Genomic DNA, 21,627 nt, shown 5'->3' with positions numbered 1-21,627 from the left:
TGGGAGCTGGCTTGCCTGCGATAGCGGTAGGTCAGCCAAAGATGCATCAACTGACGGACAGCTATCGCAGGCAAGCCAGCTCCCACAGGTATTTTGTGGTGGTGTCGAGGTTGTATTCCAGGCATAAAAAAACGCCGCGTACCTTGCGATACGCGGCGTCCTTTATGTCAACACACCTTAGGCTTGAATCACCGGGATGTTGGCGCTTGCTGCGATTTTGCGGAACTCGGCGATCTGGTCGAAGTTCAGGTAGCGGTAAACGTCACTGGCCATGGTGTCCAGTTTGGCCGCGTAGCCCATGTACTCTTCGACGGTCGGCAGGCGACCCAGGGTGGAGGCCACTGCCGCCAGCTCAGCCGAGGCCAGGTAGACGTTGGCACCATCACCCAGACGGTTCGGGAAGTTACGGGTCGAAGTCGACACAACGGTCGAGTTCGGTTCTACGCGTGCCTGGTTACCCATGCACAGCGAGCAGCCCGGCATTTCCATGCGCGCGCCAGCCTTGCCGTAGATGCCGTAGTAGCCTTCTTCGGTCAGTTGGTGAGCGTCCATCTTGGTCGGCGGCGACAGCCACAGACGGGTTGGCAGCTGACCCTTGACCTGTTCCAGCAACTTACCGGCCGCGCGGAAGTGACCGATGTTGGTCATGCACGAACCGATGAACACTTCGTCGATCTTCTCGCCGGCAACGCTGGACAACAGACGGGCATCGTCCGGGTCGTTGGGTGCGCAGAGGATCGGCTCGTTGATTTCAGCCAGGTCGATTTCGATGATTTCGGCGTATTCCGCGTCGGCATCGGCTTCCATCAGCTCAGGGTTGGCAACCCAGGCTTCCATCGCTTGGGCGCGACGTTCCAGGGTACGTGCATCGCCGTAGCCTTCGCCGATCATCCAGCGCAGCAGGGTGATGTTGGAGTTCAGGTACTCGGTGACGGAGTCTTTCGACAGCTTGATGGTGCAACCGGCAGCCGAACGTTCGGCCGAGGCGTCGGACAGCTCGAAAGCCTGTTCCAGCGTCAGGTCGTTCAGGCCTTCGATCTCCAGGATGCGACCGGAGAAGGCGTTCTTCTTGCCTTTCTTCTCTACGGTCAACAGGCCAGCCTGGATCGCGTAGTAAGGAATGGCGTGAACCAGGTCACGCAGGGTGATGCCTGGTTGCATTTTGCCTTTGAAGCGCACCAGGATCGATTCCGGCATGTCCAGCGGCATGACGCCAGTGGCTGCGGCGAACGCGACCAGACCGGAACCGGCCGGGAACGAGATGCCCATCGGGAAACGGGTGTGGGAGTCGCCACCGGTGCCGACGGTGTCCGGCAGCAGCATGCGGTTCAGCCAGCTGTGGATGATGCCGTCGCCTGGACGCAGCGATACACCGCCACGGGTCATGATGAAGTCAGGCAGGGTGTGGTGGGTGGTCACGTCGATCGGCTTGGGGTAAGCCGCGGTGTGGCAGAACGACTGCATCACCAGATCGGTCGAGAAGCCCAGGCACGCCAGGTCTTTGAGTTCATCACGGGTCATGGGACCGGTGGTGTCCTGGGAGCCCACGGTGGTCATCTTCGGTTCGCAGTAGGTGCCAGGACGAACGCCTTTGCCTTCTGCCAGACCGCAGGCGCGACCGACCATTTTTTGCGCCAGGGTGAAGCCCTTGTCGCTTTCAGCCGGCGCTTCCGGCAGCTTGAACAGGGTCGAAGGCGGCAGGCCGAGTTCGGCGCGTGCCTTCTCGGTCAGGCCACGGCCGATGATCAGCGGGATACGGCCGCCGGCACGGACTTCATCCAACAGCACCGGCGTCTTCATTTCGAAGGTGGTCAGGACTTCATCGGTGCCGTGTTTGCAAACTTTGCCAGCATGCGGGTACAGGTCGATCACGTCGCCCATGTTCATGTTGGTGACGTCGAACTCGATTGGCAGTGCGCCGGCATCTTCCATGGTGTTGTAGAAGATGGGAGCGATCTTGCTGCCGAAGCAGAAGCCGCCAGCGCGCTTGTTTGGCACGTAAGGAACGTCGTCGCCGAAGAACCACAGTACGGAGTTGGTCGCCGATTTACGCGACGAACCGGTACCGACCACATCACCGACGTAGGCGATCGGGAAGCCTTGGCCACGCATCTCTTCGATCTGCTTCATCGGACCGGTCTTGCCTTGCTCGTCCGGCACGATGCCTTCGCGAGCCATTTTCAGCATGGCCAGGGCGTGCAGCGGGATGTCAGGGCGGGACCAGGCGTCCGGGGCAGGGGACAGGTCGTCGGTGTTGGTTTCGCCGGTGACCTTGAACACGCGCAGGCTGATCTTGTCGGCCAGGGTAGGGCGGTTCTTGAACCACTCGCCATCAGCCCAGGATTGCAGCACGGCTTTGGCGTGCTCGTTGCCGTTCTTGGCTTTTTCAGCCACGTCGTGGAACGCATCGAACATCAGCAGGGTGTGCTTGAGTTGGGCGGCAGCGACAGGCGCCAACTCGGCGTCGTCCAGCAGCTCGACCAACGTCACGATGTTGTAGCCGCCTTGCATGGTGCCAAGCAGTTCAACCGCGCGTTTTTTGTCGATCAGGGGAGAAGTGGCTTCGCCCTTGGCCAGGGCAGACAGGAAACCGGCCTTGACGTAGGCAGCTTCGTCAACGCCTGGTGGAATGCGGTTGGTGATCAGGTCAACGAGGAATTCTTCTTCGCCAGCCGGGGGATTTTTCAGCAGCTCGACCAGGCCTGCGGTTTGTTCGGCGTTAAGCGGCTGGGGAACGATACCCAGTGCTGCACGCTCTTCGATATGTTTGCGGTAGGCTTCAAGCACAGTTATTACCCTCATCAGTGGTCCCACGGGACGCTCATCCAGAAATGAACGGCACGCATGCGCTCGGGGGCTTTTTGGGCCGCAAAGCCAGCGCTGCCGGCATTCCTCACAGAAGCTGCTTTCAAAGTTTTACGCCTGCAGAACGGAGCTGATGAGGGTTGGCGCTGGCATTTACCTACCGGGTAATAACCATCGCCAACACCGTTCTGAAGGAACGACTGTGCTCGTGACGCTTTGAAAACAGCTTCCAGCGGATTATTGGCGCCTTACAAGGCCGGATGATTCTACGGCAAAAAAAATCTAAAGGTAAGTTGCCTAACCAAGTTTGCTGGGTGATCAACCTTAGACAAAGGGCTAACATGCGGCATTGTTTCGCGGATTTGTGTGTCGTTGCCTATGCCCAACCAAACCATCAAGACCCCCTGCGTCGGCCTGTGCTCCACGGTTTACGGCGACCTCGTGTGCCGTGGCTGCAAGCGCTTCCACCACGAAGTGATCCTGTGGAATGGCTATAACGAGGAAGAAAAACGCGCGGTCTGGCTGCGGCTCGAGCAACTGCTGGTGCAAGTGATGGCCGGTAAACTCGAAGTGTTCGACCCCAAGATGCTGCGCGGGCAGTTGGAGCAGCGCAAGATTCGCTTTGTGCCGCACCAGTCCGAGTACTGTTGGGCCTACCAATTGATCGCCCGTGGCGCGCGGGTGATTTCCAACCTGGAAGCCTATGGCATGGTGCTGCTGCCAGAGTTTCGCGACTGGGCGTTGCCGGAGCTGCGCGATGCGATTGATCGGGAGTTTTTTATCCTCTCGGAGGCGCACTACCAGCGCTATATCGCCCCGGGTTTCCTCAACGATGCATTTGCTGGCTGACACCACACAGCGAAAATGTGGGAGCGGGCTTGCTCGCGAAGAGGGAGTGTCAGCCAATCAATTAATTGACTGATCCGCCGCTTTCGCGAGCAAGCCCGCTACCACAAGGGATTTTCAGTGGGTCAGGCCTTGGTCGCCAGTTCTTCCAGGTGATCCATCAGTTCCTGCGGCTTGAGCACCAGCACATCGCTTTCCACCGCATCCAGCACCACTTCCGCCGTATTGCCAATAAGCGCCCCGGAAATCCCCGTGCGCGCCACGGTGCCGATAATCGTCACCGCCGCCTGCCACTTATGCGCCGCATGAGGAATCAGCACATCCGCCGGGCCTTCTTCGATGTGCAGATGGGTGTCGTCGATATCGAACTCGGCCTGGAACGCCTTGCACTGCTCGCGATAGCGCGCCTCGATGGTTTCCTTGAGCTGAAACGTCGGGTCACTGGCCGACAGCATCGGCGAGGGATGGGCGCTGATCACGTGCAATTGCGCCTTGGCCAGGCTCGCAATTTCGAAGCCGTGATCAATGATGGTGTTGTGCAGCGCCAGATGTTCACTGTCGTGGTTGCCCACATCGATTGCCGCCAGCACCACCTTGTCGGCCCACGGCGTCGAGGTTTTCACCAGCAGCACAGGCGTTGGGCAATAGCGCAGCAGCTTCCAGTCGGCCGGCGTCAACAAGGCCTTTTTCAGCGGGCTGTCGGCGAAGTGCTGCTTGATCACCAGCCCACAGCCCTCGGCTTGCTGCACATCGATGATGGTTTCATGCAGGCTCTCATTCCACGCCTGCTCGGTGGTCACGCTGTAGCCGTCTTCATGCAGGCCGGACTTGAGCAGGCTCAGCAGCGCCGAATGCTCATGTTTCTTGTCGCAGACCAGCAGATGCAGGTGCGCGCCGGTGACCCCGGCGATCAGCTTGGCGCGCTTGAGCGCCAGGCTTTCCGAGTGCTCGGGCTCGATGACCACCAGGATGCTGCGGATAGCTTGCATGGACGGATCTCCAGAGACGCAAAAAAGGGGCCTTGCACAACTATAGTTGCTGCCCGCCAGACGTCATGTTGATGCACATCAAAGCCAGTGGCTGGTGGTCTGCGGCGGGGTCGGTATAATCGGCGCCCTTTTGTGATCCTTTTGCCAGTGAGCCCGATGAACCTGCCCGAAATCCACGAATTCCTCGGCTGCCGCACCCCCGACGCCTGGGTCCAGGCTGCCTTGGCCGATCAGGCAACCCTGCTGATCGACCACAAGAACTGCGAATTCAAAGCCGCCAGCACCGCCTTGAGCCTGATTGCCAAGTACCACGCGCATGTTGACCTGATCAATATGATGTCGCGCTTGGCGCGCGAAGAGCTGGTGCACCACGAGCAAGTCATGCGCCTGATCAAAAAGCGCAAAGTCGAGCTGCGCCAACTGCACGCCGGCCGTTATGCCTCGGGTTTGCGCAAAGTGGTGCGCAGCCATGAACCGGTCAAACTGGTGGACACCCTGGTGGTCGGCGCCTTCATTGAAGCGCGCAGTTGCGAGCGTTTCGAAGCGCTGGTGCCGCATTTGGACGAAGAACTCGGCAAGTTCTATTTCGGTCTGCTCAAAAGCGAGGCGCGGCACTTCCAGGGTTACTTGAAACTGGCCTACCAGTATGGCGACGCCAAAGACATCGCCCAGGTGATCGAGCGGGTCAGGGCGACCGAGCAGGAACTGATCGAATCACCCGACATCGAGTTCCGCTTTCACAGTGGCGTGCCAGCCTGAGGCGACGGCCACGCCCAGCAGTGCGGTGATCCCGGTCAGCAGCAGGATCACCGTTTGTGTGCCCAGCGGCGCCGCCAGCACGCCAATCAACAAACCCGCCAACGGCTGCGACAGGTTGTTGAGCAGCGTGATCACGCCCACGGTTTTGCCAAAATCCTGTACCGGAATCACGCGCTGACGGGTGCTGCGCAGGTACAGGTTAAACATCTTGTCGAAGCCGGTGATCAGCAGGAACCCGAAGGTGTAGGCCCACACGTTGGGGCTGATGGCCGTGATCAGCGCACCCACGCCGATCATCGAATACGACAGGCCGCCCAGTACCTTCAACGGCAAGGTTGCGCGCGCCAGGTAAAACAGAATCCCGATCGTCACCACCGCGCCCGCAGCTTGCAGCAGGGCGTACGTATCCTTGCCGGCGCCATAGTGGCCGGTGACCATCGCCGCCGACGTGGCCAGCGTCACGCCAATAATCAGGTTCACGCCCACCGCCAGGGTGATGATCCGCTTCAATTCGGCGAGCGTGCGGATATGCCCGAAGGCAATGCGCAGCGGTTGCAGCCAGATGTCCCGGTGCTGCTCGAAGGTTGGCAGGCTCACCGCGCTGGTGCGCTGCCACAGCAGCATGGCCAGGTCCGCCAGCACAAACAGCCCGGCAACCCCCAGCACCACCCAATGCCAGGCCCATACTTCAAGCATCAGCGCCGCCAGCAGCGGGCCGAGCACCAGGCCACTCTGGTCGGCGATTTGTGAATAGGAAAGGGTCTTGGCGTAGGTGTACTGCTTGAAAATATGCGGCATCAACACTTCACGCGCCATGATGCCCTGGGTGGTCAGCACGCCGCACAGCGCCGAGAGCATGACGATCCAGTAAATGCCGTCGAACACGCCGTACAAGGCCACGGCTACCACGCAGGCCAGCGCCCGGTAAACCTGGCTGATATGCAGGATGCGCACTGGTGAAATTTTGTCGCACACCGCGCCACACACCGGGAAGGCCAGGTAACGCGGCAGTGACTCGACAAAAAACGCCAGGCCGGCCCAGGACACACTCTGGGTGGTCTGGAACACGATCAGTGGCACGATAAACAACAGAATCTGGTCCGCCAGCCGCGACAGAAACAGCGAAACAAAGAACGCCAGGTAATCCTTGCGCATACAACTCCCTGTGAATGGCGTTAAAGATTGCAGGCTATTTGTTAAAAACTCTTAAAAGCATGAAGCTTGGTCGGCCACTGATGGCCAGCGGCTTCTGTTGAGCAGCTTGCCACCTATAATGCCCGCACTTCAATCCGCGCAGCCACACTGAGAATTTATGGAAAACCTGGGTCTGGGCAAGGTCTTGCTCGTTGAGGACGATGAAAAGCTGGCAGGGCTAATCGCGCACTTCCTGTCGCAACACGGTTTCGAGGTACGAGTGGTGCACCGCGGTGACGAAGCCCTGGCGGCGTTTCTCGACTTCAAGCCGAAAATCGTCGTGCTCGACCTGATGCTGCCCGGCCAGAGCGGCCTGCACGTGTGTCGCGGCATTCGTAACCTGTCCGACACGCCCATCGTGATCCTGACCGCCAAGGAAGATGACCTGGACCATATCCTCGGCCTTGAGTCCGGTGCCGACGACTACGTCATCAAACCCATAAAACCTCCGGTGCTGCTGGCGCGATTACGTGCGCTGCAACGTCGCCAGGTGCCCGAACCCACCGTGCGCGGCTCGCTGGAGTTTGGCCGGCTGGCGATTGACCGCAGTTGCCGGGTGGTCAGCCTGGGCGGTGAGAAGATCGACCTCACCACCATGGAGTTCGAACTGCTCTGGCTGCTGGCCAGCAGCGCGGGCAAGATCCTCTCGCGCGACGACATTCTCAACCGCATGCGCGGCATTGCCTTCGATGGCCTGAACCGCAGCGTCGACGTGTACATCAGCAAACTGCGCAGCAAACTCAATGACAACCCGCGTGAGCCGGTGTGCATCAAGACCATCTGGGGCAAGGGCTATCTGTTCAATCCATTTGCGTGGGAGGTTTAGATGCTGCGGCTGTTTCTGCGCCTGTATGTGATCCTGGCGCTGGGGTTGGCGGGCGCGATCTGGCTGGTCAACTACACCTTCGACGAGTTACTGCCCGAGGCCAACGAAACCTATAACCGCGAGGCGCTGCGCGGTCCGGCCTATGGCCTGGTGGAGCAGTTGCGGCCCTTGCAAGGCGAGGCCCGGCAGGCGCGCCTGGCCCAGCTGCAGCCTCATTATGGTTTGCGCCTCAAGCTGGTGCAGAGCGACACCCAGGCGCTTACCGAGCGCGAACAGCAGCTGTTGGCCGATGGCTTGCTGGTGGTGCGCGGGGATTTCATGGAGTTCCTGACCAATATCGACGGCGGGCCGCAACTGCTGGAAATCAAACTGCCGGAGGAGCCCAAGTGGCTGTACCTGTGGGCCTATGGTTTTCTCGGCTTGTGCCTGGCCATCGTCCTGTATTTTTGGGTGCGCCCGCACTGGCGCGACCTGGAGCATATCCGGCTGGCTGCGCAACGCTTTGGCGACAACGACCTGGCGTCGCGCATCCTGCTACCGCGCCGTTCCACCGTGCGTGAGCTGGCCGGGCACTTCAACCAGATGGCCGAGCGCATCGAAAGCCTGATCGCCAACCAGCGCGAACTGACCAACGCCGTTTCCCACGAACTGCGCACGCCGATTGCGCGCTTGTCGTTCGAGCTTGATCAACTCAGACAGCAGGCCGACCCGCGCCAGAGCCGTGAGCTGATCGCCGACATGTACGCCGACCTGGGCGAACTGGAGGAAATGGTTTCCGAACTGTTGACCTACGCCAGCCTGGAGCGCGGCGCCACCCAGGTTACCCGTGAAAACATCGAGGCCCACAGTTGGCTCGACAGCGTGATCGGCAGCGTGGCCCTGGAGGCTGAGGCGGCGGGTGTGCAGCTGTCGCTGCGTACCTGTGAGGTCGACTTTATCCAAATCGAACCGCGCTTTATGGCGCGCGCCGTGATCAATCTGCTGCGCAACGCCATTCGCTACGCCGAGCGCCGTGTCGAAGTGTCGTTGATCAGTTTTGGCAGCGGTTACGAAGTGCGCGTCAATGACGACGGCCCGGGTGTGCCGATGGAAGGGCGGGCAAAGATCTTCGAACCCTTCCTGCGCCTCGACGCCAGCCGCGACCGCCGCACAGGCGGTTTCGGCCTGGGCCTGGCCTTGGTAAAACGGGTCAGCCAGTGGCATGGCGGCCAAGTGGAAGTGCTGGATTCGGAGTGGGGCGGAGCGTCGTTTCGAATGACCTGGGCGTATGCCGAGTAAGGCTTGGCGTGGATTCAGCAATGCCCATGTGGGAGAGGCCTTGCCAGCTCCCACCTTTGACCGAGTACAAACGAGCAGCACACCCATCTACCTGATGCACTGAGATCCAACTGTGGGAGCGGGCTTGCTCGCGAAGGCGGTGGTTCAGTCAGCTCATGTGTCACTGACATACCGCTTTCGCGAGCAAGCCCGCTCCCACATTTGACCGAGTACAAACGAGCAGCACACCTATCTACCTGATGCACTTCGAATGCTAGGGCTGCGCGGGCCAACAATCTTTGGGCGCTTTGTCGGGAAACGGTCAAAGACTGTTAACGGGTCAACCCGAGGCGTTCGTGCCATTGGGCTATGGATTCTTCGGGGTATTCGTCGAACTGCAGGTCGCCTTTGCGCACGCTGACTTCAACCCAGGGCGCCCTGGAGCCGAGCATCAAGTGCGTGTGTTCCGGCGGCACCGGCAACGGCGTGTCGATGGCTGAGGCGAACGGATGAATCAGCTCAGGCCACTGCGGGCTGAACAGCCACAGTGCGCTGCCGCATTGCGAGCAAAAATGCCGTTCGGCGGTGCTCGCATGTGCACGGCTGGCGCCCTCGGGCTTGAGCCTGGCGTGGTAGATCGAAATCTGTTTGCGCCCCTGAACCTTCAGGCTTTGCGTATCACCGGCAAGGTTGATCGCATAACCGCCGCCGCCTTGGGTTTTGCGGCAGATCGAGCAGTAGCAACGCTGGTAGGGGTACGGGTGCTGGCTGGTCAGACTGAACGTTACGGCACCGCAATGGCAGGATCCTTCGAGTTGCATGGCAGTCTCCTCTGGCAAGGTGACTGTTCAGCTTAGGCGCTTTGCGGCATCAGGGTAGCAATCAGCGCCCGAATGGTGCCCGGCAGTGCTTCCAGTTCGCGCACCAGAATACTGCGCTCGCGAATGGCCCAGGGTTCATCCAGTTTGACCGCCACCAACTGCATGGTCCGGCTGTGCCGCACGGCGGCAGACTCGGGAATGATGCCGATGCCCACGCCAGCCTCGACCATCCGGCAGATCGCCTCAAAGCTCGACACCTGGATACGCAGCGACAAATGCTTGCCGAGCCGTTCCACGTGCTCGCGCAAAAAGGTTAACAGCGTGCTGCCTTCGTGCAGGCCGATATGTTGGTACGCGAGGGTTTGTTCCAGCGTCACTGAAGGCTGGTCAGCCAACGGATGACCCACGGGCACCATCAGCACCAGTTCATCGGTACTGAAATGCAGCACCTGCAAACCTGCCGCTTCAACCGGCCCGGCGATGATGCCCATGTCGCTGGTGCCATCGAGCACACCGCGCACGATATCGCGGGACAGGCGCTCTTGCAGGTCGACGGTCACGCCGGGGCGCTGGGACAGAAAGCCCGCCAGCACCTCCGGCAAAAACTCGGTGACCGCCGTGGTGTTGGCGAAGATGCGGATATGCCCGGCCGAATCCACGCCGTATTGGGTGAACTCGCTCTTGAGGTAATCCACTTGGCGCATGATCAGCCGCGCATGGTGCAGCAAGCGTTCGCCCGCCGGGGTGATCTCCACGCCCCGGCTGTCGCGGTACAGCAGGCGCGTGTCGAGTTGGCCTTCCAGCGCCTTGATCCGCGCACTGGCGGCAGCGGGCGAGAGAAACGCGCGTTTCGCGCCTTGGGTCAGGCTGGGGGATTCGGCGATATGGATAAACAGGCGCAGGTCGGCGAGATCGAAGTGCATGCAGAACACCTATTCGGCAACGGTGAAGATCAATTGTGGGAGCTGGAGGTGTGACAAGCGGCGTTCAGCATAACCGAACGCTGGTTTATTGAAATGCAAATTCTCAGAACGGGCAGGCGCTTGCATGATCCGGGGCAGACCACCACTGCCAGAGGATGCGTACCCGATGAGCGCCACCGATTGGATCGGCCGAAGTGAAACCGCCCACGACCACCTGAGCCACAACCTGCTCAAGCGTATTGCCGCGACCTTCGGCGAAGCGGTGCCCCAGGATGGCGAGGCCGTTCCACCGTTGTGGCAGTGGTGTTTTTTTCAAGACCCGCTGCCCGAATCGGCCCTGGGCACCGACGGCCACCCGGCGCGTGGCGGCTTCCTGCCGCCGGCGGACAACCGCAATCGCATGTGGGCCGGTGGGCGCATCGAGTTCCTGCACGCCTTGCGCGCCGGTGAGGCGGCCACCCGCGAATCGACCATCACTCAGGTCGAAGAAAAGACCGGCCGCACCGGTTCGCTGCTGTTTGTCACCGTGCGCCATGACTATTCCCAGGGCGGTCGCCTGGCGATTCGCGAAGAACAGGACATTGTCTACCGCGAACCCACGCCACCCAAGCAGGGCAGCGGCGAGGCACTGGCCCAGGGTGAATGGCAGGAGACCGTCGAGCCCACGCCAACCCTGCTGTTTCGCTACAGCGCCGTGACCTTCAACGGCCACCGCATCCATTACGACTACCCCTACGTCACCGGCACCGAAGGCTATTCGGGCCTGGTGGTGCATGGGCCGTTGATCGCCACCTTGAGCCTGCGCGCGTTTTGCCGCGCCCATCCGCAAGCCAGCCTGCGCCGGTTGGCCTATCGCGGCGTGCGCCCGTTGATCGCGCCGCAGCCGTTTGCGCTGAGCGGGCGCCTGACGGCACCCGGCGTGGCGCAGTTGTGGGCCGGCAATGCCGAGGGCGTGGCGCAAACAGCCGAACTGCATTTCGAATAAACCAGAACAACAGGCGGAGAGCCGTTAATGAACCCCAATGACAACGAAGAACTCAATGCCATCCGCGAAGGCGTGCGCGCCCTGTGCGCCGAATTCGATGCCGCTTACTGGCGCAGGATCGACGAACAAAAAGGCTTCCCCGAAGCCTTCGTCAAAGCCCTGACCGACGCCGGCTGGCTGTCGGCGATGATCCCGGAAGAATACGGCGGCTCCGGCCTGGGCCTGGCTGAAGCCTCGGTGATTCTTGAGGAGGTGAACCGCTGCGGCGGCAATTCCGGCACGGTTCACGGCCAGATGTACAACATGTTCACCTTGCTGCGCCATGGCAGCGACGCGCAGAAAAGCTTCTACCTGCCCAAGCTCGCCAGCGGCGAACTGCGTCTGCAATCGATGGGTGTCACCGAGCCCACCACCGGCACCGACACCACCAAGATCAAGACCACCGCGATTCAGCGCGGCGACAAATACGTGATCAATGGCCAGAAAGTCTGGATCTCACGCGTGCAGCATTCCGACCTGATGATCCTGCTGGCGCGCACCACGCCACTGGCCGAGGTGAAGAAAAAGTCCGAGGGCATGTCGATCTTCCTGGTGGACCTGCGCGAAGCCATCGGCAACGGCCTGACCGTGCAGCCCATCGCCAACATGGTCAACCACGAAACCAACGAGCTGTTCTTCGACAACCTGGAGCTGCCCAAGGGCAGCTTGATCGGCGAGGAGGGCAAGGGCTTCAAATACATCCTCGACGGCCTGAATGCCGAGCGCACGCTGATTGCCGCCGAATGCATCGGCGACGGCCGCTGGTTTATCGAAAAGGCCAGCGCCTATGCCCGCGACCGCGTGGTATTTGGCCGGCCTATCGGGCAGAACCAGGGCGTGCAGTTCCCGATTGCCGAAGCGCACATCGAGATCGAAGCGGCAGACCTGATGCGCTGGCGCGCGTGCGCGGAGTACGACAGCGGCCAGAATGCCGGGGCCAGCGCCAACATGGCCAAGTACCTGGCAGCCAAGGCGTCCTGGGAAGCGGCCAACGCCTGCCTGCAAACTCACGGCGGCTTCGGGTTTGCCTGCGAGTACGACGTGGAGCGCAAATTCCGCGAAACCCGCCTGTACCAGGTGGCGCCGATCTCCACCAACCTGATCCTGTCCTACGTGGCCGAGCATTTGCTCGAACTGCCACGCAGCTTCTGAGGGCCTGACCATGAGCCATACCCAAGCCCTGTGTCGGTTCCTCGCCGAGTTGAACTACGAACAGTTGCCCGAAAACGTGCTGGCGCGCACCGAAGACCTTTACCTGGATTGGCTCGCCTCTGCATTGGCGAGCAAGGGCGCGCACCCGATTCCTTTGTTCGAGCGCTACGCACAAAAGATGGGCCCGAGCAGCGGTCCGGCGCAGATCATCGTCAGTGGCGCCAGCAGCAGCGCGTATTTCGCCGCGCTGGTCAACGGCGCCGCGTCCCATCTGGTGGAGCAGGATGACCTGCACAACAGCTCGGTGCTGCACCCGGCCACCGTGGTGTTTCCGGCTGCCTTGGCCGCCGCGCAAGACCTCGGCAAATCCGGCCGCGAGTTGCTGCTGGCGTCGGTGGCCGGTTATGAAGCCGGGATTCGCATCGGCGAATTCATGGGGCGTTCTCACTACCGTATCTTCCACACCACGGCGACTGTCGGCACCCTGGCGGCGGCCGTTGCGGTGGGCAAGCTGCTGGATTTCAACGAAGAACAATTCATCAACCTGCTCGGCAGCGCCGGCACTCAGGCCGCCGGCCTTTGGGAGTTCCTGCGCGATGCCGCCGACTCCAAGCAACTGCACACCGCCAAGGCTGCCGCCGATGGCTTGCTCGCCGCGTACCTGACCGCAGACGGACTGACCGGCGCGCGCAATATTCTTGAAGGCGACCAAGGGTTGGCGGCGGGCATGTCCAGTGACGCGCAGCCGAGCAAATTGTCGGCCGACCTGGGCACGCGCTGGGCGCTGCTGGAAACCTCGTTCAAGTTTCACGCCTCGTGCCGCCACACCCATCCTGCCGCCGATGCGCTGTTGGATTTGATGAAGCGCGAAGGGCTGGGCGCTGAGCAGATCGCCCGCGTGCAAACCCGTGTGCACCAGGGCGCCATTGATGTCCTGGGCCGCGTGGCAGTGCCCGCGACCGTGCACCAGGCCAAGTTTTCCATGGGCACGGTGCTCGGCCTGATCGCCGTGCATGGCAAGGCCGGGCTCACCGAGTTTCACCAGCTGGCGCTGACCGATCCCGCCGTTGCGAGCTTTCGCGACAAGGTCAGCATGACGCTGGACCCTGAAGTGGACGACGCCTACCCGCAACGCTGGCTGGGCCGTGTCACCGTCACCACGGTCGACGGCCGTACGTTGCACGGCGCCATTGATGAGCCCAAGGGCGACCCGGGCAACACCTTGAGCCGTGAGGCGCTGGCGGACAAGTTCCAGCGCCTGACCCACTTCAGCGGCGCCCGCTCACCGGCCCAGGCGGATGCACTGATCGACAAGGCCTGGAACCTGCGTAACGCCGCGTCCATGGCCCACTGGCTTTGAGGATTTGTGATGAATAATCAACGACCGCTGGACGGCATCACTGTCGTCAGCCTGGAACACGCGATTGCCGCGCCATTCTGCACACGTCAATTGGCCGATTTGGGCGCCCGCGTCATCAAGATCGAACGCCCTGGCGCCGGTGATTTTGCGCGTGGTTACGACGAGCGCGTGCGCGGCCTGGCCTCGCATTTCGTGTGGACCAACCGCTCCAAGGAAAGCCTGACCCTGGACCTCAAGCAGGACGAGGCGGGCGCCATCCTCGACACCCTGCTGGCCGACGCCGACGTACTGGTGCAGAACCTCGCACCCGGCGCGGCGGCGCGCATGGGCTTGTCGTTTGAAGCGCTGCACGCGCGTTTCCCACGGCTGATCGTCTGCGATATTTCCGGCTATGGCGAAGGCGGGCCTTACGAGAAGAAAAAGGCCTATGACTTGCTGATCCAGAGCGAGGGCGGCTTTCTGTCGGTGACCGGCGGCCCCGGTGACGACCAGATGGCCAAGGCCGGTTGTTCCATCGCCGATATCTCTGCGGGCATGTACGCCTACAGCGGCATCCTCTCGGCACTGCTGCTGCGCGGCAAAACGGGCAAGGGCAGCCGCATCGACGTGAGCATGCTCGAAAGCCTGGTGGAGTGGATGGGCTACCCGATGTATTACGCGTTCGACGGCGCGCCGCAACCCCCGCGCGCCGGGGCGGCGCACTCGACGATTTACCCGTATGGGCCATTCCCCACCGGCGACGGCGGCACGGTGATGCTTGGTTTGCAGAACGAACGCGAATGGGCGGCGTTCTGCGACAAGGTGCTGCTCACGCCGCAATTGGCCACCGATGAGTGTTTCTCGGCCAACTTCAAGCGTTCGGCCAACCGTGAAGTGCTGCGCCAGATCATTGTCGATAGCTTTGCGCAGCTGGACGCCGAGGCGGTGATCCAGCGTTTGGAAGACGCGCAGATTGCCAGTGCGCGTGTCAACGACATGCAGGGCGTGTGGGACCATCCGCAGCTCAAGGCGCGCGACAGCTGGCGTGAAGTCCAGAGCCCGGCCGGGCCGTTGCCGTCGCTGCTGCCACCGGCGCGCAATGCCGCGTTCACGCCGCGAATGGACGCTGTGCCGGCACTCGGGCAGCACAGCCAGAGCATTCTCGATCGGCTTGGCTACTCGGTCGATGCCATCGACAGCCTGCGCGCGCGCGGCGTTATCTAATAAGGAATTCAAGTGATGCCAAAGCCTTTGGTTCGTTCGGCCTTGTTTGTGCCCGGCAATCGCCCGGAGCGGTTTGCCAAAGCGTTGGCCAGTGGCGCCGATGCGGTGATTGTCGATTTTGAAGACGCGGTCGAAGAGCCGCTCAAACGCCAGGCGCGGGATAATCTCGGGGCGTTTCTGCAAGGCCATCCCGAGGCGCAGGTGTGGGTGCGTATCAACGCGCCGGAGCATGCCGAGCATTTCGAAGACGTGGCGTTCTGCAAAGCCCATGCAAATGTGGCAGGCGTGCTGTTGCCCAAAGTCGAGAGCGCGGCGCAGGTGGCGGTGGTGGCGGCCACCGGCAAAATGATCTGGCCGATTATCGAAAGTGCGCGGGGTTTGTTGGCGGTGGCTGAAATCGCTCGGGCGCCGCAGGTGGAGCGCCTGTCGTTCGGGGGCCTGGACCTGGCGCTGGACTTGAACCTGAGCAGCCATTCCGCGGCCGCGCAGTTCGCCCTCGACCAGGCACGCCTGGCGTTGATCGTGCATTCGCGTGCGGCAGGGCTGGTCGCGCCGCTGGATGGCGTGCACCCGGCTATCGATGACCCTGAAGGTTTACGGCGTTCGATCCGGCACGCCTACGAGATGGGCTTTGCCGGCGCGCTGTGTATTCATCCCAGGCAGGTGGCGGTGATCCACGAGGCCCTGGCGCCGAGCGCCGATGATTTGGCCTGGGCCAAACGCGTGGTGGATGCCGGCGCACACGGGGCAGGGGCCTATCAGATTGATGGGCAGATGGTGGATGCGCCGGTGCTGCTGCGCGCGCAGAGGTTGCTGGCGGCCAAGATATAGCTGACGAAACCGAATCAAAAACTGTGGGAGCTGGCTTGCCTGCGATTGCGGTGGTTCAGCTAACAAATCCACTGCCTGACACACCGCTATCGCAGGCAAGCCAGCTCCCACACTTGATCTTTATTGTTCTGAAGATTGGCGTTCGTCCTAGCCGAACGCAGGTATCTAAAATTCGAAATTCACTACACACGTGACATCAGGCACCTTGCCCTACAACACAACAATAAGAAGGTGATTGTCCATGCTCAAGCTTTCTCGGGCGCTGCTGTGCGCCGCCACGTTGTTTGCCGCGGGCCTGGCCCAGGCGGCGGACCCGATTGTGATCAAGTTCGCCCACGTGGTCGCCGAAAACACCCCCAAAGGTCAGGGCGCGCTGCTGTTCAAGAAGCTCGCCGAAGAGCGCCTGCCGGGCCGCGTCAAGGTTGAGGTGTACCCCAACTCGTCGCTGTTCGGCGACGGCAAGGAGATGGAAGCGCTGCTGCTGGGCGATGTGCAGATGCTGGCGCCGTCGCTGGCCAAGTTCGAGCAGTACACCAAGCAAGTGCAGATTTACGACCTGCCGTTTTTGTTCAACGACCTGGCCGCCGTCGACCGCTTCCAGGCCGCTCAGGGCAAAGCCCTGCTGACCTCGATGCAAGACAAAAACATCCTCGGCCTGGCCTATTGGCACAACGGCCTCAAGCAACTCTCCTCCAACAAAGCCCTGCACGAACCCAAGGACGCCCGTGGCCTGAAGTTCCGCGTGCAGGCCTCCAGCGTGCTTGAGGAGCAGTTCAAGGCGATCCGCGCCAACCCGCGCAAGATGAGCTTTGCCGAGGTCTACCAAGGCCTGCAGACCGGCACTGTGAATGGCACCGAGAACACCTGGTCGAACTATGAAAGCCAAAAGGTCAACGAGGTGCAGAAGTACTTCACCGAGTCCAACCACGGCCTGATCGACTACATGGTGATCACCAACGCCACGTTCTGGAACGGCCTGCCGCCGGACATCCGCACCACCCTGGACCAGATCATGCTCGAGGTCACTGTGGAGGTGAACAAGCAGGCCGAGGCGCTGAACCAGTCGGCCAAGCAGAAGATCATCGACGCCAAGACCAGCGAAATCATCGAACTGACCCCCGAGCAACGCCAGCTCTGGCGCGAAGCCATGCGCCCGGTGTGGCAGAAGTTTGAAGGCGAGATTGGCGCCGACCTGATCAAGGCGGCGGACGCGTCCAACCAGTAGTTGGGCGAGCACCCGGACTCACGGTGCAAAGGGCTTTATGTGGGAGCTGGCTTGCCTGCGATGCAGGCAACTCGGTGTATCTGCAGAACCGAGCTGCTCCCATCGCGGGCAAGCCCGGCTCCCACAGGTTGAGCCGATTTCCACCCCGACATCATTCCCGCTTCGCGAGGTTTTGCCATGCAAACGCTAAGGCGCGTCTGGGAGCACCTGGAGGAAGGTTTTATTGCCTTCCTGCTGGCCGCCATGACCCTGGTGACATTTGTCTACGTCATGCTCAACAACATCTACACGCTGTTCTTTTCCCTGGCGGACAAGTGGGCGTGGAGCAGCAACTTCTTCAACGCCCTGGGCGACCACACCATGACCTGGGCCCAGGACATGACCTGGAGCGTGGCGCTGACCAAGGCCATGTTCGGCTGGCTGATTTTCTTCGGCATCTCCTACGGTGTGCGCACCGCCGGCCACCTTGGCGTGGACGCGCTGGTCAAGCTGACCAGGCGGCCGGTGCAACGCTTGCTCGGCATGCTCGCGTGCCTGTGCTGCCTGGCCTACGCGGGGCTGTTCATGGTCGCCAGCTACAAGTGGGTGAGCGCGGTAATGACCGCCCATATTGGCGCCGAAGACCTCGACCAATACGGCGTGGACGTGGGCGATATTGTGATCATCGTGCCCATCGGTTTCGCCCTGGTGTTCATCCGCTACCTGGAAATTTTCTACCGCATCTTTACCCACCGTCAGGTCGGGTTGGGCCTGGCCGACGAGGCCGGCGAGGCCAGCAAGTTGGCCGGCAGCCATGAGGAGCGTCACTGATGGCCGTGCTCTGTCTGTTTTTGCTGCTGTTCGTGTTCATGTTCCTCGGCGTGCCGATTGCGATTTCCCTCGGGCTGTCCGGCGCGGTGTCGATCCTGATGTTCAGCCAGGACTCGGTGAGTTCGCTGGCGATCAAGCTGTTTGAAACCTCCGACGCCTACACCTTTTTGGCGATTCCGTTCTTCCTGTTGTCCGGTGCGTTCATGACCACCGGCGGCGTGGCGCAGCGCTTGATCGACTTTGCCAACGCCTGTGTCGGCCACATCCGCGGCGGCCTGGCGATTGCGGCGGTGTTGGCTTGCATGCTGTTTGCCGCGCTGTCGGGCTCATCGCCGGCGACGGTGGCAGCGGTGGGTTCGATTGCCGTGGCGGGCATGGTGCGCTCCGGTTACCCGAAGGAATTCGGCGCAGGGATCATCTGCAACGCCGGGACCCTGGGCATTCTGATTCCGCCCTCGATTGTGATGGTGGTTTACTCGGCGGCCACCGAAACCTCGGTGGGCAAGCTGTTTATGGCCGGTGTCATTCCGGGTTTGCTGCTGGGGTTGATGTTGATGGTCGCGATCTACATCGTTGCGCGCATCAAAAAACTGCCGGCTCAACCGCGTGCGACCTTTCGTGAGTGGCTGACCTGTGCGCGCCGCGCATTCTGGGGCTTGCTGTTGCTGGTGATCATCCTCGGCGGCATCTACAGCGGCATGTTCACCCCGACGGAGGCCGCGGCGGTGGCGGCGGTGTACTCGGCGTTCGTGGCGTTGTTCATCTACAAGGACATGAAATTTCGCGACTGCCCCAAGGTGTTGTTGGAGTCCGGGCGCCTCGCGATCATGCTGATGTTTATCATCGCCAACGCCATGCTGTTCGCCCACGTGCTGACCACCGAACAGATCCCGCAGGAAATCACCGCTTGGGTGATCTCTGAAGGCCTCACGCCGATCGGCTTTCTGATCATGGTCAATATCGTGTTGCTGGTGGCGGGCAGCTTTATGGAGCCCTCGGCCATCGTGTTGATCCTGGCGCCGATCTTCTTCCCGATTGCCATGAAGTTGGGCATCGACCCGATTCACCTGGGGATCGTGATGGTGGTGAATATGGAAATCGGCCTGGTGCACCCACCCGTGGGATTGAACCTGTTCGTGACCTCGGCGGTGACCGGCCTCACCCTGGGGCAGACCATCCGCGCGGCATTGCCGTGGCTGATGATCCTGCTGGTGTTCCTGATTATGGTGACTTACTTGCCGTTTATTTCGCTGGCGTTGCCGCACTGGCTGGGGATGTAACACGTTCAGAAATGTGGGAGCGGGCTTGCTCGCGAAAGCGGTGTGTCAGTCAACATCTTCACCGACTGACACGGCGCCTTCGCGAGCAAGCCCGCTCCCACAGTTGATGTGTGCGAGGCTTTAGTGATCCATCGCGCTCAAGATCGCGTGCGCCACCTTGACCCGTTCAGCGTTGGGGTAATTCTTGTTCGCCAGCATCACCACGCCCATGTCCTTGCTCGGCACGTACACCACGTACGCCCCGAAACCGCCGGTCGAGCCGGTTTTGTTGTACAGCACATTGGCCGGTTGCGGCTGTGCGGGCGTCAGCCAGTTGACCTTGTGCGGCTCCATTGCCATAGGCGTGGAGTTGCCCTCCAGCAAGGCTTGCAGCGTGACCGGGTAAGGGTAGCGCTCCCAGCCCAGGCCCTGGGTCATGCCGTTCACGGTGTAGTAGCCCGCGTGGGTGGTCGCAATCGCTTGTTGCAGCGGCTTTTCCAGGGTTTGCGGGTGCATGTTCACCATCACGTAGTGAGCCAGGTCGTGGGCGCTGGTCTTGATGCCGTAGGCTTCGCTGTCCAGCGCGCCGGGGCTGACGCGTACGGGCTTCTGGTTGTTGTCGTAGCCTTGGGCGTACAGCGCGGATTTGTCCGCGGGCACGCTGACGTGGGTGTTGGTCAAGCCCAGCTTGGGCAGCAGGGTTTTTTCCATGGCCACATTGAACGGCTGGCCCAGGCTTTGCGCCGCCAGATAGCCGAACAGCCCGATGCTCGGGTTGGAATACAGGCGTTGTGCGCCCGGTGCGTAAGTCGGTTTCCAGTGCTGGAAGTAGCCGAGCATGGTCTCGGCGCTGTCGGCCGCGTCGGGAAATTGCAGGGGAAGGCCGCCGGCGGTGTAGGTTGCCAGCTGCAGCAGGCTGATCTTGTCGAAGGCGCTGCCGGCCAATGCGGGCAAGTGCTGGCTGGCGGTGTCGGAGAGCTTGAGCTTGCCGGTCGCCTGGGCGTAACCGCCGAGGGTGGCGGTGAAGGTTTTACTCACCGAGCCGACTTCAAACAGGGTGTTTTCGCTGACCGGCTGCTGGGTCTCTTTTGAGGCCGTGCCGTAGTTAAAGTATTGCACCTTGCCGTTCTGGACCACGGCGACCGCCAGGCCCGGAATGGCCTGTTGTTGCATCAACGGTTTTACGCGGGCGTCTACCACGGCCTGCAGGTCAGTTGCCGCCACGCAGTTGCCGGCAGCGATGAATACGGCCAGGGCGGTTAAATTACGCACTCCAAACAGAGAAAGTTGGGGCATGATGTCGCTTCCATGAGGTGATCGATTAAATAGAAAGCCTGCGCAGGCGGGGCAAATGTAGGCAGTTTGCCGGCCGCGATCAAACGATCATATCTCGCACCAGCCATTAGAAAATCTGGGGTCAAGCATGCTGCGTTCCCATCTGCCGCTCAATGCCTTGCGCGCCTTCGAGGCGTCGGCCCGCCACTTGAGTTTTACCCGGGCCGCCATTGAGCTGTGTGTGACCCAGGCGGCGGTCAGCCATCAGGTGAAAAGCCTTGAAGCTCAGCTCAATGTCACCTTGTTCAAGCGCCTGCCACGCGGCTTGATGCTCACCCGTGAGGGCGAGACCTTGCTGCCAGTGGTGCGCGAATCGTTTGACCGCATTGCCCAGACGCTCAGCCAGTTCGAAGGCGGGCATTACCGCGAAGTGCTCACCGTAGGCGCGGTGGGCACCTTTACCGTGGGTTGGCTGCTGCCACGCCTGCCGGACTTTCAGGCGCGCTACCCGTTTATCGACCTGCGCCTGTCCACCCACAACAACCGTGTGGACGTGGCCGCCGAAGGCCTGGATTACGCGATCCGCTTCGGCGCTGGCGCCTGGCACGGCACCGACGCCTGTGAATTGCTGGCGGCGCAGTTGACAGTGCTGTGTACGCCCAGCATTGCCGAGCAGTTGCGCACGCCCGTGGATTTGTTGAAACACACCTTGCTGCGCTCCTACCGCGCCGATGAATGGAGCCTGTGGCTCCAGGCCGTCGGTTTGCCCGCCGATACCCTGATACCGCGCAGCATTGTGTTCGACTCTTCACTGGCAATGATGGAGGCGGCGCTGCAAGGCATCGGCGTTGCGCTGGCGCCGGCGATTATGTTTTCGCGGCAACTGGAAAGCGATGTGATCCGCCAGCCGTTCGACATCGGCATCACCACCGGCAGTTATTGGCTGACGCGCTTGCAGTCGCGGGCCGAAACCTCGGCGATGCTGGCGTTCAAGGCGTGGCTGCAGGACGTGTGTGCACAGCCGGGAAAACTGTCTTAATGCCACTATCTTGATACAAAATGAAACAT

19 protein-coding genes are annotated in these 21,627 nt (G+C 61.4%); 13 read left to right on the top strand and 6 right to left on the bottom strand.

Going from position 1 to position 21,627, the window contains the following annotated elements; translation table 11 throughout:
* Nucleotides 1-177: 177 nt before the first annotated feature.
* Nucleotides 178-2,787 (bottom strand): bifunctional aconitate hydratase 2/2-methylisocitrate dehydratase, encoded by a 2,610-nt coding sequence (acnB, locus tag L8K08_RS15040; protein ID WP_106580470.1) that lies wholly within the window; start codon nt 2,785-2,787, stop codon nt 178-180.
* A gap of 396 nt (nt 2,788-3,183) precedes the next feature.
* On the opposite strand from acnB, the gene L8K08_RS15035 reads away from it, so the two are divergent.
* Nucleotides 3,184-3,654, top strand: a complete 471-nt coding sequence (locus L8K08_RS15035; protein ID WP_145166047.1) for a DUF1289 domain-containing protein — start codon at nt 3,184-3,186, stop codon at nt 3,652-3,654.
* Nucleotides 3,655-3,776: 122 nt separating this feature from the next.
* Here L8K08_RS15035 and L8K08_RS15030 read toward each other — a convergent pair whose 3' ends face one another.
* Nucleotides 3,777-4,640 (bottom strand): universal stress protein, encoded by an 864-nt coding sequence (locus L8K08_RS15030; protein ID WP_242198267.1) that lies wholly within the window; start codon nt 4,638-4,640, stop codon nt 3,777-3,779.
* A gap of 156 nt (nt 4,641-4,796) precedes the next feature.
* Here L8K08_RS15030 and miaE point away from each other — a divergent pair, with 156 nt between their 5' ends.
* Entirely contained in the window at nt 4,797-5,399 is a 603-nt protein-coding gene (gene miaE, locus L8K08_RS15025; protein ID WP_106580467.1) for a tRNA isopentenyl-2-thiomethyl-A-37 hydroxylase MiaE, read from the top strand.
* Here the strand turns inward: miaE and L8K08_RS15020 are convergent.
* Nucleotides 5,355-6,554 carry an MFS transporter gene (locus L8K08_RS15020; protein WP_242198264.1) on the bottom strand — a complete coding sequence of 400 codons (1,200 nt, stop codon included), beginning with the start codon at nt 6,552-6,554 and terminating at the stop codon, nt 5,355-5,357. The two genes, miaE and L8K08_RS15020, sit on opposite strands and share 45 nt — an antisense overlap.
* A 157-nt stretch (nt 6,555-6,711) precedes the next feature.
* On the opposite strand from L8K08_RS15020, the gene L8K08_RS15015 reads away from it, so the two are divergent.
* Nucleotides 6,712-7,419 carry a winged helix-turn-helix domain-containing protein gene (locus tag L8K08_RS15015; protein ID WP_145166052.1) on the top strand — a complete coding sequence of 236 codons (708 nt, stop codon included), beginning with the start codon at nt 6,712-6,714 and terminating at the stop codon, nt 7,417-7,419.
* Nucleotides 7,420-8,697 (top strand): ATP-binding protein, encoded by a 1,278-nt coding sequence (locus L8K08_RS15010; RefSeq protein WP_145166053.1) that lies wholly within the window; start codon nt 7,420-7,422, stop codon nt 8,695-8,697.
* Nucleotides 8,698-9,008: 311 nt separating this feature from the next.
* Here the strand turns inward: L8K08_RS15010 and L8K08_RS15005 are convergent, their stop codons facing one another.
* Both L8K08_RS15005 and L8K08_RS15000 read right to left on the bottom strand, forming a co-directional pair.
* Nucleotides 9,009-9,497 (bottom strand): GFA family protein, encoded by a 489-nt coding sequence (locus L8K08_RS15005; RefSeq protein ID WP_145161198.1) that lies wholly within the window; start codon nt 9,495-9,497, stop codon nt 9,009-9,011.
* Nucleotides 9,498-9,529: 32 nt separating this feature from the next.
* Entirely contained in the window at nt 9,530-10,420 is an 891-nt protein-coding gene (locus L8K08_RS15000; RefSeq protein WP_145161196.1) for a LysR family transcriptional regulator, read from the bottom strand.
* Between the two features lie 166 nt (nt 10,421-10,586).
* Between L8K08_RS15000 and L8K08_RS14995 the strand changes: the two genes are divergently transcribed.
* From L8K08_RS14995 to dctM, 8 genes are all read left to right on the top strand, one after another.
* The gene (locus tag L8K08_RS14995; RefSeq protein WP_242198261.1) at nt 10,587-11,405 is read left to right on the top strand and encodes a MaoC family dehydratase N-terminal domain-containing protein; all 819 of its coding nucleotides are present in this window, start codon (nt 10,587-10,589) and stop codon (nt 11,403-11,405) included.
* Nucleotides 11,406-11,432: 27 nt separating this feature from the next.
* Complete coding sequence (locus tag L8K08_RS14990) at nt 11,433-12,596, top strand: acyl-CoA dehydrogenase family protein (RefSeq protein WP_242198258.1); 1,164 nt, start codon at nt 11,433-11,435, stop codon at nt 12,594-12,596.
* A 10-nt stretch (nt 12,597-12,606) separates the two neighbouring features.
* Nucleotides 12,607-13,956: an MmgE/PrpD family protein gene (locus L8K08_RS14985; RefSeq protein WP_242198256.1), complete on the top strand. Its 1,350-nt coding sequence runs from the start codon at nt 12,607-12,609 to the stop codon at nt 13,954-13,956.
* 9 nt (nt 13,957-13,965) lie between these two features.
* Entirely contained in the window at nt 13,966-15,159 is a 1,194-nt protein-coding gene (locus tag L8K08_RS14980; RefSeq protein ID WP_242198254.1) for a CaiB/BaiF CoA-transferase family protein, read from the top strand.
* A 15-nt stretch (nt 15,160-15,174) separates the two neighbouring features.
* Entirely contained in the window at nt 15,175-15,990 is an 816-nt protein-coding gene (locus tag L8K08_RS14975; protein ID WP_242198252.1) for a CoA ester lyase, read from the top strand.
* A 241-nt stretch (nt 15,991-16,231) separates the two neighbouring features.
* Nucleotides 16,232-17,215 (top strand): TRAP transporter substrate-binding protein, encoded by a 984-nt coding sequence (locus tag L8K08_RS14970; RefSeq protein ID WP_145161183.1) that lies wholly within the window; start codon nt 16,232-16,234, stop codon nt 17,213-17,215.
* Nucleotides 17,216-17,392: 177 nt separating this feature from the next.
* Nucleotides 17,393-18,025: a TRAP transporter small permease gene (locus L8K08_RS14965; protein WP_242198250.1), complete on the top strand. Its 633-nt coding sequence runs from the start codon at nt 17,393-17,395 to the stop codon at nt 18,023-18,025.
* Nucleotides 18,025-19,305, top strand: a complete 1,281-nt coding sequence (gene dctM / locus L8K08_RS14960; protein ID WP_071487261.1) for a C4-dicarboxylate TRAP transporter large permease protein DctM — start codon at nt 18,025-18,027, stop codon at nt 19,303-19,305. The genes L8K08_RS14965 and dctM overlap by 1 nt, the downstream gene beginning before the upstream one ends.
* A 120-nt stretch (nt 19,306-19,425) precedes the next feature.
* Here dctM and ampC read toward each other — a convergent pair whose 3' ends face one another.
* Nucleotides 19,426-20,580 (bottom strand): class C beta-lactamase, encoded by a 1,155-nt coding sequence (ampC, locus tag L8K08_RS14955; RefSeq protein ID WP_242198248.1) that lies wholly within the window; start codon nt 20,578-20,580, stop codon nt 19,426-19,428.
* 127 nt (nt 20,581-20,707) lie between these two features.
* Between ampC and L8K08_RS14950 the strand changes: the two genes are divergently transcribed.
* A complete protein-coding gene (locus tag L8K08_RS14950) occupies nt 20,708-21,598 on the top strand; it encodes a LysR family transcriptional regulator (protein WP_242198246.1) in 891 nt (296 codons plus the stop codon).
* Nucleotides 21,599-21,627 lie beyond the last annotated feature (29 nt).

Origin of the sequence: Pseudomonas sp. TREG-RG-20F-10-E-6-01, from assembly GCF_022662455.1 — a bacterium.
GTDB lineage: Bacteria > Pseudomonadota > Gammaproteobacteria > Pseudomonadales > Pseudomonadaceae > Aquipseudomonas.
Note: the sequence above shows the minus strand (reverse complement) of the source record. Positions and strands in the feature narration are given on the sequence as shown.